This window comes from Bradyrhizobium frederickii (assembly GCF_004570865.1).
GTDB classification, from domain to species: Bacteria; Pseudomonadota; Alphaproteobacteria; order Rhizobiales; family Xanthobacteraceae; genus Bradyrhizobium; species Bradyrhizobium frederickii.
Map to the genome: position 1 here is coordinate 370,989 of NZ_SPQS01000004.1, position 16,187 is coordinate 387,175.

5 protein-coding genes are annotated in these 16,187 nt (G+C 59.5%); 3 read left to right on the forward strand and 2 right to left on the reverse strand.

All coding sequences use genetic code 11. From position 1 onward, the window contains the following. Positions 1-534: 534 nt before the first annotated feature. From E4K64_RS09605 to E4K64_RS09615, 3 genes are all read left to right on the forward strand, one after another. Positions 535-3,366, forward strand: a complete 2,832-nt coding sequence (locus tag E4K64_RS09605) for an Ig-like domain-containing protein (protein ID WP_167771910.1) — start codon at positions 535-537, stop codon at positions 3,364-3,366. 896 nt (positions 3,367-4,262) lie between these two features. Next, a complete protein-coding gene (locus E4K64_RS09610; protein WP_235884627.1) occupies positions 4,263-6,197 on the forward strand; it encodes a type I secretion system permease/ATPase in 1,935 nt (644 codons plus the stop codon). Further along, positions 6,194-7,507, forward strand: coding sequence for an HlyD family type I secretion periplasmic adaptor subunit (locus E4K64_RS09615; RefSeq protein WP_135163277.1), 1,314 nt, complete (start codon positions 6,194-6,196; stop codon positions 7,505-7,507). The genes E4K64_RS09610 and E4K64_RS09615 overlap by 4 nt, the downstream gene beginning before the upstream one ends. A 1,702-nt stretch (positions 7,508-9,209) precedes the next feature. On the opposite strand, the gene E4K64_RS09620 is transcribed toward E4K64_RS09615, so the two are convergent. Beyond that, positions 9,210-10,064 carry a hypothetical protein gene (locus tag E4K64_RS09620; protein ID WP_135163278.1) on the reverse strand — a complete coding sequence of 285 codons (855 nt, stop codon included), beginning with the start codon at positions 10,062-10,064 and terminating at the stop codon, positions 9,210-9,212. Positions 10,065-10,369: 305 nt separating this feature from the next. Next, entirely contained in the window at positions 10,370-16,075 is a 5,706-nt protein-coding gene (locus E4K64_RS09625) for a LamG-like jellyroll fold domain-containing protein (RefSeq protein ID WP_135163279.1), read from the reverse strand. Positions 16,076-16,187 lie beyond the last annotated feature (112 nt).

A 16,187-nucleotide genomic window follows, 5' to 3' on the forward strand; every position in this document is an offset into this window, starting at 1 on the left:
GAACTGCTTTCGTTGGCCTATTGTCGGTACGCATCCAGCTGTGGTCTGAAGAAAGCATGAAGCACATTGAGACTGTGCAGTGTCGCTACGAAAAAAGTGCGAGTCGCGCGCCGCGTGTGATGAAGTTCGGATTTTGCTTGCCACAATATTTATTCGCGTGTCGATTAAACTCTCGTATGTAAACGAAAACATTAAATTGCGGATTCTGCGGATTGCCGAAAGTGTCGGACCGCAATGCGCAACAGCAACTATTTCCACAGAAATCAATGGCGCCAGACGATAATATTCTTTGTTTTGAATTGCGAAGGATTCACAATGCGAGCGTCTAGGCACTTCTGCAGTTTGATTTATTTTCAAGTGAGTGTGGCAGGTGCGAGCCAAACATCACCCCGGCGTAGCCTAGTTGTGGTCCCAAAAAAGCCTGCGGCGCCCAGCCAATAGTCGCCTCGGCGATCATCACGTGGTGGTTTGTCCAATAATCAAAGTGAATGGCGTGTTGCTCGGGGAAGGCCCTTCGGGGTGGAGCACATGCGGATGGACATCAAATCAGGAGAACAGGTAATGGCAGTTAACGACGGTTCTGCGAACGCGCCGGTTGGATCAGCGCAGCTTTCGAGCTTGCTGGACACCTATGGTGCGAACCGGCCGGCATGGAATGTCGCGGGGGTGGACTATCACGTCGGCGTACCAACGGGGCTGACGCTCAAGGATCCTGCAACGATCTCGATGGCAGGCGTGTCCGTTGACGCGGCTCAGAAGAGCATCACGGTGACGGGCAGCAACGTCACGCTCGACGGTTATGATTTCGGCGGCTGGGCTGTCGTAACCACGGCAGCGAACACCACCCTGACCAACTCGAACTTCAATGGTCTCAATCCGTCGGGTCCGCAGGATGCCGTTATTACAGGGTCGTCGTCGTCCTCAAATCTGCATATCACCAACTGCACCATCGATGGCCTGAGTGGCGGTGGGCATGCCGAATTTCTCGTCGAAATGGAAGGGCCCGGCCTCACGATTGAATATTCGTGGCTGAAGAATTCCAACTCCGACCTGATCGGCCGCCATGGTCAAGACGGTGGCGACATCACGATTCAATATAACCTGCTGCAGCAGGCCGGCATGGGCGGCGCTGGCACCCACGGCGACTATCTCCAAGTCTATGGTCCGACCATCGATTCGACCCACATTCTTTACAACACGGCGGTCCAGGATGGCGGTACGACCCAGGGCTTCATTGCCGACAACACCAAGTCGGGCGAGTTTGCCGGCAACACTCTGATCGGCAGCGTCAGCTATTGGATGTCCGTCTCCGGTCCGGGGACCGATGCCGCCAATCTGAGCGGCGCATTTTCCACGCACGACAACTATTTCGATGTAACCAAAGCCTTCGGGTTCAACTATCCGGCCGCTGGCCCGGACGACTCCTATTCCCAGACCTCCTTCGTGCACAATGTGAACATGGTGACCGGCGAGGTCGAGCAGGATGCCAATGCGCCTGCTTACACTGGCCCAACCTACACGGCGCCAAGCTCGCCTGCTCCGAGTGCCCCTGCGGCGCCGGTTGTCTCCTCGTTCTCGACCGACAGCGGTGTTGCGGGGGACGGCATTACCAACGACAGCACGCTCGAGCTCAAGGGCACGGCTGCTGCCGGCAGCACGGTCAAGATCTACGACGGTTCGACCCAGATCGGTACGGCGACTGCGACTTCGACCGGAAGCTGGGACTACATCACCCAGGTCCTGACCGACGCAAAGCACACGCTGACTGCGACCGCGACCAACTCGTCGGGCCAGACCAGCGCGGCCTCGGCGGCGGTGGCTGTTACCGTCGACACCAAGGCACCCGCGGCACCGACGATCGCGAGCGATACCGTCAACGCGACCAATCAGGTCGTGATGTCGGGGACCGCTGAAGCGAACAGCGCGATCAAGGTGTTTGATGGAACGACGCAGGTCGGGACGGCGACAACCAACTCGAGCGGCGCCTGGAGCGTCACGACGTCTGCCTTGTCGGCCGGTTCGCACGCCCTGACGGCGAAGGCGACCGACGTTGCCGGCAACGTCAGCGCAGCGTCGACGGCCGTGGATCCGGTCATTGGCACCACCACGTCCGGCACGGGCACGGGCACGGGCACGTCTGGCACCTCGGGTACGGGCACCTCAGGCACTGGCACCTCTGGCACTGGCACCTCTGGTACGGGCACCTCTGGTACGGGCACCTCGGGCACTGGCACCACTGCGCCTGCCGCACCGAAGATCGCTTCTTTCTCGACCGACAGCGGTGTCGCCGGTGATCACATCACCAGCGACAAGACGCTGACCCTGGCGGGAACTGCGGCTGCCAACAGCACGGTAAAGGTGTTCGACGGCTCGACCCAGCTCGGCATCGCCACGGCGGATGCCAACGGAGCCTGGCACTACTCAACCGCTGGGCTGCTCGACGGCAAGCACAGCCTCACTGCGACGGACACGGTCTCTGGCGTCACCAGCAAGGCATCGACTGCGCTGGATGTAACGGTGGATACTACTGCTCCGGATGCTCCGGTTCTGTTGAGCGATCCCACCACGCACAACCGCGCAACGGTATCCGGAACGGCGGAGGCGGGGAGCTCGATCAAGCTCTATGAAGGCACAACCCTGCTTGGCACGACGACGGTCGGAAGCGACGGCGACTGGAGCGTGACGACCCCGAATCTCAAGCACGGGTCCCATACCTTCACCGCGACCGCCACCGACGCTGCCGGCAACACCAGCGCGTTGTCGCAGCCGATCGATCCGCCAATTGGCTCGCATGGCCCCAAGGAGGGCAGCTCGACGGTGGAAGTCACCAATGTGCGTCCGCATTGGGATTACACCGCAACAATCAAGGGCATTGCCGATCCCAACAGCGAGATCAGGCTGTCCGACGGCACGGCGTCGGTCGGTTCGGTCACGGCGGGAGCCGATGGCAAGTGGAGCTTCCACACCTCCGATCTGTCGGGCAAGACCCACGCCTTTACCGCCGAGCAGGTCGACACGACCGGCCAAGTGGTTGGGACCAGTTCGGGCGAGGCGATCATTGGCTCCGGCCACCGCGATACGCTGACCAGCACCGCGGGCAATGATGTCATGGTCGGCAAAAGGGGGGCGGATACGTTCGAATTCGCGTCGAACTTCGGTCACGACGTCATCAAAGACTTCGCTGCCCGCGGACCAGCTCACGACACGATCGAGTTCAGCAAGAGCGTGTTCGACAGTTTTGCAAGCGTTCTCTCCCACGCGGCCCAGTCAGGCCACGACGTCGTCATCGCGACGGGAAGCGACACGCTGACGCTGAAAAACACGCAGCTCGACAAGCTGAACAGCCACGACTTCCATTTCGCGTAGGCGCGAATTCAGCGACATGGAGTAGCCGATCTGCGGTGCAGATCATGGAAGGCGGGGATGGTCCCCGCCTTCTTTTTTTGATGCCTCTATTGCGATCTGCGCGTGAGCAGCTTCCCGTTGTTCGCTGGATACAGCGCGCGAACAAGATCGATGCGCGCGACTGGAGCCGGTCGCGCTTCGTGCGAAGGTGATTCTCAGGCCGGTCGCGACAAGCATCGGGCGCGTCGAATGGCGATTCTTTCGTCGCTCCGATTACCAGCCTTGTTTGGCCTTCATCGCATTTAAAAAATGTGAGTGCGAGAAAATTGAACATTAAAAATTAAATAAGGCGCGGAAGTCCGTACTCAATTGTTGGCCGGATCGGCTGGCCGGGTTGTTTAAGTAAACGATTTCTGTGTGTTCACGCCGTGCTGCGATGGAGGCGTGTTGAGTTTCGTGATCTGGCATGACATCAGGGAAATTCGCGACGATTTAATCGAAGGCCTACCGCGCGATTATTGTAGTGCCGCGAGTTGACGTGCTGGTTAAAAAAAACCTCGGCCCGGCCCCCGTCTGGTCCCAAAAAAGCCCATGGCGACCGGCACGTGAGGCCAAGCTGATTAACCATGAGTGGTGAATACAGGTCGCCACGACATCGCGCTCTGCAAACGATTTCGTAGCGGAGCACGTGTTGGAAGCCGGGAGAGCGGATTGAGCGAATTAAATGGCAGGACGGTTATCATGTCCGCGTTGGTTATCGGGGAGGCGACACGCTCACGTTGGCTTGGCTCGGTGCAAAATCGGTCTGACTTCTATCTCGCGTAACAGTAACTCGATGACGGGGAAATCAAACTCACATCTGCCTTGGGGAGCCTCTCGGGGATCATCACTTAAGGCACGGTTCAAGGGCGGGAGCCATGACAAATTCTGAACGGTGGGGCGCAATCCCCTTGCCAGCAAGCCTTTATCGGATCCAATTTTCGCGTTTGACGAGACTTGGGGTCGTCGCACGACAATGGGCGGAAGATGCCGAACTGCGGACGCAGGGGCCGATCGGCTGGGCAAAGCGTCTCGTCGAAGTCTTGCGGCAACGATTGTTCTCCGGTGTCCCGCGGCCGGCTGGCGACGATGATGAGTCGCGGTCAGAGCTGTCGGCTTTCCTGCGGTCTTGCCGCCGGATTTTCTGGGCTCTCGCGGCCTTCAGCGGGATGAGCAATCTCCTCATGCTCACCGGCTCGTTCTTCATGCTGCAAGTCTACGATCGGGTGCTGCCCGGGCGCAGCATACCGACGCTGATCGCCTTGATGGTTCTGGCCACGGTGCTTTACCTGTTTCAGGGCGGGCTCGACCTCGTCAGGAGCAGGATCAGCGCCCGGGTCGGCCGGTATTTCGATGAAGCGCTCGGCGTTCGCATATTCGATGCGCTTGTTCGCCTGCCCTTGAAGACCAGAGCCGATGGCGATGGCTTGCAGCCAATGCGTGACCTTGATCAGGTCCGCAGCTTCCTGTCGAGCGGAGGGCCGACGGCGCTGTTCGATCTGCCCTGGATGCCAATCTATCTCGGCGTCTGCTTCCTCTTTCACTTCTGGATCGGCGTCACTGCGCTGGCCGGCGCGCTGGTGCTGGTCGGCATTACGATGCTCACGGAAACACGCACGCGAGGCCCGGCAAAGGCGACCTCGCGTCTCGCTGTTTCGCGAACCGCACTGGCGCTCGAGGGGCGGCGAAACGCCGAAGTTCTACAGGCCATGGGCATGCGGCAACGGGCGGCCTTACGTTGGCACGATGTCAACGCGAAGTACCTCGCTGCCCATGAGCGAGCCAGTGACGTCGCAAACGGACTCGGTGGTGCCTCCAAGCTTTTTCGGGCGATCTTGCAATCGCTGGTTCTCGCCGTCGGCGCCGTCCTCGTCATCAACCAGGAATCGACGGCCGGCATCATCATTGCGGGATCGATCCTCACCGCGCGGGCACTGGCGCCCGTCGAATTGGCCATCGCGAACTGGAAGGGATTCGTCGCCGCGCGGCAATCAGGGCAACGGCTCGATGGGTTGCTGAAGCTTCTGCCTCACGACGAGGAGCGGTTGGCGCTACCTCCGCCGGTTGAGACCCTCACGGCCGAGCACCTCTATATCGGCGCCCCAAACGCGGAGAGGCCCACCGTCAGTGAAGTGTCGTTCCAGCTGCGGTGCGGGCAGGCGGTTGGAATCATTGGTCCGAGCGGATCCGGCAAGTCGACGTTGGCACGTGCGCTGGTGGGAGTGTGGCCATGCATGCGAGGCAAGATCCGGCTCGACAACGCCGCGCTCGATCATTGGTCTTCGGACGCCCTCGGCAAGCACATCGGTTATCTGCCTCAGGACGTCGAATTGTTCGACGGCAGCATTGCGATGAACATTGCACGGTTCGACCCGCATGCAACGGCCGCCGCAGTTCTGGAAGCTTCGCATGCCGCGGGCGCGCACGATCTCATCCTCTCCCTTCCGGACGGCTACAGTACGAAGATCGGCGAGGGAGGGCTGGCGCTGTCGGCGGGGCAGCGGCAGCGTATCGGGCTCGCGCGCGCCTTTTACGGCAAGCCCTTCCTGGTGGTGCTTGATGAGCCCTCTTCCAATCTCGATGCCGAGGGCGAGGAGGCCTTGACCGAGGCGATCCTGAACGTGCGCCGCCGGGGAGGGATTGTCGCCGTTGTCGCGCATCGCCCGAAGGCGCTGGAAGGCGTGGACCATGTCTTGTGCCTCGGCGAAGGCAGGGTTCAGTCCTTCGGCAAGAGAGAGGAGGTTCTCAGGAAAGTGCTGCGAAATCCGGTACCGCTCAAGGTCGTCGCGGAAGCTCAAGGAGGAGGCCGATGAGCGGTCAGATAGCGCCGGCGTTGCAATCCATCCAGCGTTACATGATCGTCGGAATGATCATGCTCGCTCTGGTGACCTTCGGGGTCGGCGGCTGGGCGACAACGACCCAATTGTCGGGCGCGGTGATCGCCCAGGGCGTGGTCGTGGTGGATTCGAGCGTCAAGAAGGTTCAGCACGCCACCGGCGGGATCGTCGGAGAGTTGCGCGTGCGGCAAGGCGACCGTGTCAATGCAGGCGACGTTTTGATCCGCCTCGACGAGACCCAGACGCTCGCGAATGCGACGATCGTTACCAATAGCATCGATGAGCTGCTCGCGCGGCAGGCTCGTCTCGAGGCCGAGCGTGATGGCGCCGAGCAGGTCGTGTTTCCAAAATTGCTGCTTGACCGGGCCAAGGAGAGCAACTCCGAGGCGAGCCGCGCGATCACCGCGGAGCGGAAGCTGTTCGATTTGCGTCGTCAGGCGAGGAGCGGCCAAAAAGCGCAGTTGCAGGAGAAAACCCAGCAGCTGGAAAACGAAATCAAGGGCTATACGGGGCAGACCGAGGCCAAGCAGAAGGAAGTCGAGTTCATCCGCCAGGAGCTGGAAGGCGTGCGCAGCCTCTGGCAAAAAAATCTGGTGCCGATCACGCGGCTCAATTCCCTCGAGCGCGACTCCGCGCGCCTCGAAGGTGAGCGCAGCCAACTCGCAGGAATGATTGCTCAGTCGAAGGGCAAGATCTCGGAAATCGGACTCCAGGTCATTCAGATCGACCAGGATCTGCGGACGGAAGTCGGCAAGGACCTGATCGAAACGCGCTCGAAACTCTCCGAACTGGGCGAGCGCAAAACTGCGGCGGTCGATCAGTTGAATCGGGTCGATATCAGGGCACCACAATCCGGCCGTGTCCACGAGCTCAGCGTCCACACGGTTGGAGGGGTCATTTCTCCCGGCGAGCAAATCATGCTGATCGTACCTGATGCGGACTCGCTTGCAGTCGAGGTCAAGATCGCACCGCGCGATATCGACCAAGTCTATGTGGGGCAGACCGCGACGATGCGCTTCGCAGCGTTCAACCAGAAGACCACGCCCGAGATCGACGGAGAGGTCAGCGTGGTCTCGGCAGACATCACACAGGATCAGCGTGCCGGCACGAGTTACTACACGGGTCGCGTCCTGCTGAAGCCCGAAGAGCTGGTAAAACTCGGGTCGGCCAAGCTGCTGCCGGGCATGCCGGTGGAGGTCTTCATCAAGACCGCTGGTCGGACTGCGCTGTCCTACCTGCTCAAGCCGCTGCACGATCAGGCGGAGCGTGCCTTCAAGGAGCGCTGAGTCTTCGCGGAAGCTGGGCAGCGCTCGACTTCACGCAAGCGGGGCCGACACCTATTCGTGGGGGTCGGCGTTGCGGCCCGGCTCTGAAACCAGGGCTGGTCGGCCGGACGCATCGTCGGCGGGCGGGCTCGACGGACGAAAGCGCGTCACGAGCCGGGACGGAGTTTGCGATCTGGCTTGAAGGCCTAACCGCGACGTTCCGGGGATATCAGGTCGCTGCCAGAGATTTCGCGGGGCGTATGTAGTGAGCTCGCCCCACCTCCTGATCAACTGCAGTAAATCGTGCGGCTTTCGGCGGATCGAGCGTGATGGATGCCTGTTGCCCGGGGGCGAAACTACCGATCGCTCGATCGACCTCCCGCTCAGTACGTCCATTCGCCTGGCGTACAGGGTCATCGCCGCCACGCAGGTAAGTATTGTAGCTTCAGCCCCCAGAATGACTAGTAGCTCACTCGGCATGTGAAATCTGTCCTACCCGAGAAATTACTGCATGAAGATTTGACGCCGGAGAAATACAGCTATGGGTTTTTGCCGTTGAATGGCTGCGCCGGCTCATGGAATGGCTGCGCCGGCTCATGCGAAGCGCGTGCAAGATCAGGCGGAGCGTGCGTTTCAAGGGGCGCTGACGCCTAATCGGCATTCGTCCACTTGCGCGCAGGCGCAGGGACGGCCTGTCGGTCGAGCGGCCGGTACTCGGCTTGCAAGCTTGCACAAGCTTGCAAACAGCGTGGGCTGAATCCGACCGCCCCTGCTCGCAAGCTATACGCCCCGAGCAGGATCGTTCGACCATCGCTCTGAACAGAGCCGATTGCTTAGTCCGGTTTGCGTCGACGGCGCTTGATTACCCAATAGGCCGCATATGCAACTGCGGCGAAGGATAGTCCCGCGCCCGCGACCGGTCCAGGTGCGCCCTGTGCCGTCCCCTGACCCACGTAAGTGTAGCTTTGGTCGGGAGGAAAGAACAGAGTAGCCGTGAAATAGACGCCGGCCGGCACCGCCGCGGCCATCGTGAGGAAAATCGCAAGGACCCACCCAGGTAAGGTCATATTTTCTTCTCCCTTTGCGCGGCACATTAATAAATATTTGATCGTTTAATAATCATAATAATTAATTTCCGTCAATATAAATCTTGGGTAGATTCCAGCTGACAATACGCGCGCGACAATTTGACGTCGGTGCATCGAAGTTCAGATATCCAGTTCAGATATCCATATGAGGAGAGTCGTGAACATCCGAGAGCTCTTTGAATCACGTGGGTCGATCTTGAAGTTCACTCCATGGGAGCCGTTCCGCATTGCAGGCCAAGCTTTCCGCCACGTCGATGACGGGAGTGATTTGTCGAATGAATCCAAGTTCGCGAAGGAATCTCGATCGCAGATAGTGCAACACTGTCCATGCGGTCGGTTGTTGCGTGTACACTTCGCCCCGAAACACGACGAACGAGCGATCAGTCCCTGTTGCAAGATGTCGAATAAGATGTCGGTTCGATCCGTCCGGAGTAAGCTTAGCGACCTGCAATTGACACGACGCTCTGGTGGCTCGGATGATCAGAGTGCCTGTCGTAATTTCATTAGTTGCTGTGACGCTGAAGTGATTTCGTTCGAGGAATCTAATAATATCCTCTCTTAGCTGGCCTGGATTTTCGAATGGAATCGCAATCTTCCATCCAGTGGCCAGTAATAGCACGGCCGCGATAAACCACTTAAATCCGGCGGAAGAGCTCACGCCTCACCCCCAGCACGCAGAAGCCGACCGTCAGGCCCAAAATGGTCGTGTTCGCGACCGCGTCGCCCCACCAACTATGGAACATGGCGTAGTGCCATTGGCTCAGGCCCATAAAGCTTATGCGAGTAACATTCACCGTTACGACGGAGATGCAAGCCATCAGGCACCAGAATAGATCGTAAGCAGATTTCTTGTGGTTGACTAACTGGCTCACAGTCACCCAGCATAGAAATGCAAGCGATACGTTTGCGAGCGAAGAGCACCCTGGCAGAATGACCAGAACGCCGGAAGCGTCGGCAAATTCGACGACGTCCCCGGTTCGAGAGGTGCGCAATATCCAACCAACGAGACCCGCATCGATCCGTAAAATTAGCTCGGCAAAGAAATGAAAGAATAGCCGGCTCCAAAACATGGGCACGGTAACAGCCAGTAGTATGAGAGCGCCGCGCCGCGATGATGAGGCATCGGCCGTGTTGATGACATAGAGACTGAGCGCGGTTACTGCCAGCCAGCTGACGGGACCTACCGGTAGAATGGCGAGCAGCACAAAGGCCGCTCCCAAGACGAGTTCTGAAGAGCGAATCCCGATCGTTCGGTCTTGAAGAACAAGGGAAATTCCAGCGGCGCATGATATCCAAACGAGTACACTGATTTCAAACGTGCCAAGAAGCGCATCTAGCCATCCAAGCCCATGGACCGATTGAATGACGCGGGATGCTAGGCCACTCGCACAACCGAGAGCGAATAGACCCGCGAAGAACTCACCTCGAGTTAGGTCCTTCGCCAGCGCCGATGCGCAACTACCAACAATCGGTTCATCCGAAGCGGTCATAATACAGTGCCTCGTGCCACTTCAACTTAGCCGTGAAAGGCTCCGACGACAATCGGAGTGCCGCGAACCCTCCGACGTCTCTCCCTCCTGGAGGCTATTTAAGCCTCCGCGGCGGTGGAGTACAGGTCGGAGCCCTACGCAAGCCACCGTTCTGCTCGGTCCGGCACCTCGGTGCGTCAGTTCGACCAACCAGCCGCCGAACGACTGGGGCACGGCGCCGGCGCGTTGGCTATTCAGGGCGTTGCTGCACACGCGGTTGTGCGCAACGGCGTTGGCGCATAAGCCTTGGGACCGCGGCATGCAGATTAACTCACTGCCTTGAAGGTCGCGACCTGCATCACCCATGCTGCAGAGCCTTGGAGAGATGCGGTTGCGCTGTAGCTACCTGTCGCGGTTACGAACCGGTCCTGGGCAATATCAAGGTCGGGCGTCGTAATGACGCGCGTGGTAAACCCGCTGCCTGCCGCAGTGAAACCACCCGTCGTCGTTCCGGCACCAAAAATGAGTTCATGCGCGGTGGACGTTGTAACGGCCCCGGTGCTGGCTGAACTGCTGGTGCCGGCCGCCGAGGCGCCGACATCGAACGGATTGATGACAGCGAGACCGCTGTATTCCAGAGCGCGAATATCCACGTATTGAGTCGCAGTGTTGAAGGTCACGGTCACAGCGTTCGCGCCGGCGGCGGCTTGCTTGATATTCGGGGCGTAGTAGATGGCTTGGCTGATACCGCTGCCTCGCGCTGTCGGGACGGCGAGCTGATAGACGTTGCCGGCCGAATCCGTGACGGATGTGATATTCGATGTCGTGTTATTCCATCCGATCACGAGGATGTTCGTGTTCCCTGTCGTCTGCGCGTTCGTGTAGGCGACCGATACCTGGGCCTGGTTGGTTTGCGGGGTCGCGGAATTCACCTGGACGAATGCTAACGGGGCCGGCGTCGTGACGGCATTATAAGTCGCAGTATAGGTCGCGCCGCCGACGGGGACTGTGATGATGTGATCTTGAGTGCCGCTATCCGACCACGAGACGAAGTTGTAGGTCGTGCTTCCGACGGTCACATTGCGCGCTTCGATCTCATGATTGAAGCCGACCAACGTGTCGTAGGTGAACGGCGTCGTGCGCGCGATGCCGTCCACATACAGTGTTAATCCGGCAGGCGCCGTGTTGAAATTGAGATTGACCTTATCGGGGAAGATCGTGACGGATTGGCTCGACTGCAGCCCGCTGGAATCGGTTACGGTCAGTGTGATTCGATACCGCGTGAATCCGCTGAAGTCGTGCCCGGACGTCGGGATCGTGAACGTACCGCTGGTCACGCCGGTGATGGGGATGCCCGGATGAACATGACCTTCGTGGAGGAAGTCAATATTCCAGGTGTAGGCGCTTGCGGCGAGCGTACCATCTTCGGCATCGGTTGCGGTGCCGCTGAATGTGATCACGTTGCCCGCCCTGAAGATCGCGCCATCAGTTGGCCCAAGGAGGCTGACAACGGGACTATTGCCGACGCTGATTGTGATCGGGGTCGATAGCGTCGAATTGACTCCGTCGGAGACCGTTAGCCGGGCCTGATAAGGGCCGGAGACCGAATATGTGTGCGATGGGTTGGCCGCGGTCGAAGTCGCGCCGTCACCGAAGTTCCACGAATAGGTGAGAGGCTTTCCTTCAGGATCAGATGAACCGTTGCTGGAGAAGTTGACGGTCAGCGGGCTGGGTCCTTTCGTTGGTGATGCCGAAACCGTCGCTACCGGAGGCAGATCCGATTGAATGAATTCTATGCGGCGGATTTTGCTTACGCCGAATGTGCCGCTGATATCGGAATAGCCGAGGTCGACATAGTAGAGCGCGCCATCCGGGCCTTCGGTCAAGTAGACAATGTCGCCGTAGGGGCCATCTACCGAACCGTCGGCTGGCTCGAAGTTGAAGACGCCGGCGACGTTTCCGTTGGCGTCGAACGTCAGCCGCTTGATCCAGTTCTGAGTGTAATCCGCGAAGAAGAAGCTGCCCTGATAGCTGCTTGGGAACTGTGTGCCGTGATAGACAAATCCAGCGACGACCGCGGCGTCGCGTCCATTGTGCGGGTAGTAGTAAGCCGGTGCAGTGTAGGCGGGATTCCCGTTCGGAGTTTCTACGTTCGGCCAGCCGTAATTGGCACCCTTCGCCCCGATGTCGATTTCCTCGATTGCGGTTGAATAGCCGTTCCCGCCGACATCGCCGATGATCAGTCTCCCGGTGGGCGCGTCGTAGTAGGCGCGGAAGGGATTTCTCAGGCCAAGCGCCCATATTGCATCGTAGTTCGGTCCGTTGCCGTCGTAGAACGGATTGTCGGTGGGAACGGTGCCATCCATGTTGTATCGCAGGATCTTGCCGCGCGGCTTCGTGAGGTCCTGCGCTTCGCCAGCCTGGAAATGCTCCCCGGTCGTGAGCAGGATCTTGCCGTCGTTGCTGAAGTTGATCGCACCGCCGTGGTGCTCGGCATTGGCAATTTCCGTATCTTGATAGATGACGAACTCGCTGCCAGGGACAGTACCCGTCAGCGTTGCGTTCGCCGTGAAGCGCGAGAAGCGATCCACGTTCGGCGTCCCCAGCGTATAGAAGATGTAATAGTAATGATTGGTGTTGAAGTTGGGGTCCAGTGCAATGTCATAGATGCCCTGCTGTACGCCCGCCGAGCCGATATTGGTGAGTTGCAGGAACGGCGTTGGATCGGGCGTGGTGTAGGGCGGCGGCAATATCTTGATTATGCCCGCAAGTTCCACCACCAGCATGCGGCCATCGGGAAGGAATTTGATTGCGGTCGGCAGATTGAACCCCGTCGCGAGAATCTCGTTCTGGAAAAAGCTGCTGTTCGCGACGTTGACGGTTATCGGTGCTGACAACGTCGTATGGCCGTCTATGTCGGTCGCCTTTGCGGTGATAGTGTGCGCGCCGTTGCTCGCCGTACGCGTGTCCCACGCAAGCGCGTAAGGATCGGTCGCATCGGGGGATCCGGTTGCCACATTGTCGATATAGAACTGCAGATTGGCGATGCCGGTATCGTCGGTTGCATCTGCTGTCACATTGACGATGCCGCTAACTTGCGCCCCATTGATTGGGGAATCTATCAAGACCTGCGGCGATCCGGCCGTCGGGTTGCCGACGGGCGTGGTCATATCCGATTGGACTTGCGCCAACGTCAGCACGCGGTTGTAGATGCGCAGATCGTCGAGCGCTCCCTTGTAGAATTGCGCGGTCGACGCATCCGCCCCGACGCGCATGGGGTTGCCGCGCGCCGTGATAGTTGCTGACAGCGCTTGCGTGTTGACGAGGGTTCCATTGACATAGGTTTTGACTTGCGCGCCATCGAAGGTGATGGCGAGGTGGGACCACTGGTTGAATGGCAAGGTAGTTCCCGAGGCGGCGACGCGCGCGCCACTGGATGTCCCAATATAGAAATCGGTCTGATTGCCGCCGCGCAGTTCCAGTCCATACTGGTAGTAAGGTGACGACATGGTCGTATTCCAGAACTTCCCGATAACGACGGAGTCGCCGCTCGCGAGTGGCTGGGGATTGATCCACGTCGACAATGTAAGGGCACTACCGGAGATGTTGGTCGAGGCAGAGTTTGGAATGGAAATGTAGTCATTCACTCCGTCAAAGCTCGCGGCCTGGCCATGCTTGCCGACCACCCAGGCGACGCCATTGTTGAGTGTGGCGAGGTTCGACTGCCCTGAGGAATCGCCCGCCGTCGTTCCGGATCCTTCATCGAAGGAATAGGCCGCAACCAGACCCGGCGTTTGAGTGTTTGACACCGTGATGCTGACGGGCAGCGAATCGCCGGTGTTTCCGGAGGTATCCCGTGCGCGTGCCATGATCGTGTGGACGCCATTCGCGACCGTCGTCGTATCCCAACTGACGCTGTAGGGTGACGTTAGGTCTTCGCCCCCGCCGACCGCGATATTGTCCACCAGGAAGGTCACGCCCGCCACCCCGGCATTGTCGGATGCATTGGCACTGATCGTGATCGTACCCGAAACGGTCGCTGATCCCGTCGGCCCTGTGATCGTGGACGTAGGTAGTGTCGTGTCGGGCGTCAGCGTAGTGGCAATGGCCGGTGTGGACTGTCCGGAGAGGTTCGACGCCGCGTCCCTCGCCCGCACGGTATAGGTGTAGGATGTGCCTGGCGACAGACCGGTATCGCTGAACGTGGTCGTCGTCGGGGTGCCAACCTGCGTACCATTGCGGAAAACCTGATAGCCGGTGACCGCAACGTTGTCGGTCGAGGCGTTCCATGACAGATTGATCTGCGTTGTCGAAGCCCCGGTCGCCACCAGGCCTGTAGGAGTCGATGGCGGCGTGGTGTCCTGGGTGGCGGTCGTCGTGAATGTGGCGTTTGAGCCGATTCTTTCGTTCCCGGCAGCGTCGATCGAACGAACGCGGTAATTGTAGGTAGTGTTGGGAGCAAGGCCGGTTAGCGCAACGCTGTGTGCCGTCACCAGGGTCGCGTCGAGCGTCGTCGACGATCCGTAACTGTTCGTCAGTCCGTACTCGACCCGCGAAGTCGCGGGCTCGTTGGTGGTCCAGGTGACTCGTGCGGTGTTGGCGGTTAGGTTCGTCGCTGTCTGCCCACTGATCGTCGGCGCCGTGGTGTCGAGCACGATGGTATCGGTCACGGCTGCGGACCAGTTTCCCGCGGCGTCCATGATCTGGACATAGACCGTCTTAGTGCCTGTTGTGTTCGATAGCGTCCAGGTCTTGGTCGGGGCGAAGGCTTCCGCCGTCGAATACGAACTCCCGTTGTTGGAGAAGCGCATCTGCTTGACGGAAGTCACTGCATCGGTCGCAGTGATCGTAAGCGTGACTGAGGTGCTGTTGGTTGCCGCGGCGCCGCCGTTGATCGTCACCGTACCGGTCGGCGCCTGATTGTCGACCGTAATGCTGATTGGCGTCGAGGTGGTTATGTTGTTGGCGGCATCGCGTGCCTGCGCGGTCAGCGCATGCGAGCCGTTCGATGCCGTGGTAGTGGTCCATGAGACACCGTACGGCGAGGTGGTATCCTCCGTGCCGATCAGGGTGTTGCCATCGAGCAGAAACTTGACTCCGGCAACGCCGATGTTGTCCGATGCGCTCGCTGCGAGACTCACAGACCCGGATACGATCGAGGCCGGAGGCGTGAGGGACACGGCCGGGGCAATCGTGTCTGCCGTTCCGGCGAGGGGAGTCGCCATATCGGTCTGGATCTGATCGGGGGTGAGCGCATGATTGGCGATGCGCACGTCATCGATAAGGCCAGGAAAATCGAATCCTGTACGGCCCGGCCGACTGCCGATATTCACGTTGGCCGTCGAATTCTGCTGGGAGCTCGTGACTGTGCCAGTCAACTGCCCGTTGTCGAGGACGCCATTGAGATAGACGTTCAAAGTTTGGCCCGCGGCGTCATAGACGCCGGCGACGTGATACCACGTGTTGGGCTGCAGCGCCGTCGCGCCGTAGCGGAACATCTGCCCGCCCGAGCTGTTGGTGAGCTTGAACCCGATCGTGCGAGGTCCGGTGTCCGCGGTGATGTCAAGCTGGTATCCGGATTCGCCCCAGGTGCGCTTGGAGACAACAGGCGCATCGTCAGCGGGGAATGAACGGACGTAGACCCACGCACTGAGAGTCATGCTGCCAGTCATTTGCAGCGCACTCGGATTCCCGAGATCGACGAGGTCGTTCACGCCGTCGAGTGCGACCGCATTGCCGTATCTTCCCCCTGTGAAGGTCGCACCGTTCGTGAGCGTGCCGACGATGCCGTGACCAGATGCATCTGCCGTTGTGGTGCCCGAGACCTCGTTGAAGGCGTAGCCTGCCGTGATGCCAAGAGGATCCGCGGCGAGCAGCATGCGCGGCTCGAGCGTCTCGAAGATCAGCGGCGAATGACTAGCCGAATGACTAGCATCGCTTTTGCCATCGACGATCGTCTTGCGATCGCTTCTCGCGCTGCCGTAAATGATCCGTCGCGCCAGATGGCCGAACAAGCCCCAGGAATTCGACATCGTTGTCTCCGAACGCCGCAACCTGAAATCGCGCTGGACAATTAATTGATATGTAATGTCCAATTAAATAGTACCATAATGTACCGCGCTGGCCATATATTTATGATCTCCA

What these genes read in the sequence shown, in the direction of transcription:
- E4K64_RS09605 (WP_167771910.1), top strand. Translation starts at nt 535, where the DNA reads ATGGACATCAAATCAGGAGAACAGGTAATGGCAGTTAACGACGGTTCT.
- E4K64_RS09610 (WP_235884627.1), top strand. Translation starts at nt 4,263, where the DNA reads ATGACAAATTCTGAACGGTGGGGCGCAATCCCCTTGCCAGCAAGCCTT.
- E4K64_RS09615 (WP_135163277.1), top strand. Translation starts at nt 6,194, where the DNA reads ATGAGCGGTCAGATAGCGCCGGCGTTGCAATCCATCCAGCGTTACATG.
- E4K64_RS09620 (WP_135163278.1), bottom strand. Translation starts at nt 10,064, where the DNA reads ATGACCGCTTCGGATGAACCGATTGTTGGTAGTTGCGCATCGGCGCTG.
- E4K64_RS09625 (WP_135163279.1), bottom strand. Translation starts at nt 16,075, where the DNA reads ATGTCGAATTCCTGGGGCTTGTTCGGCCATCTGGCGCGACGGATCATT.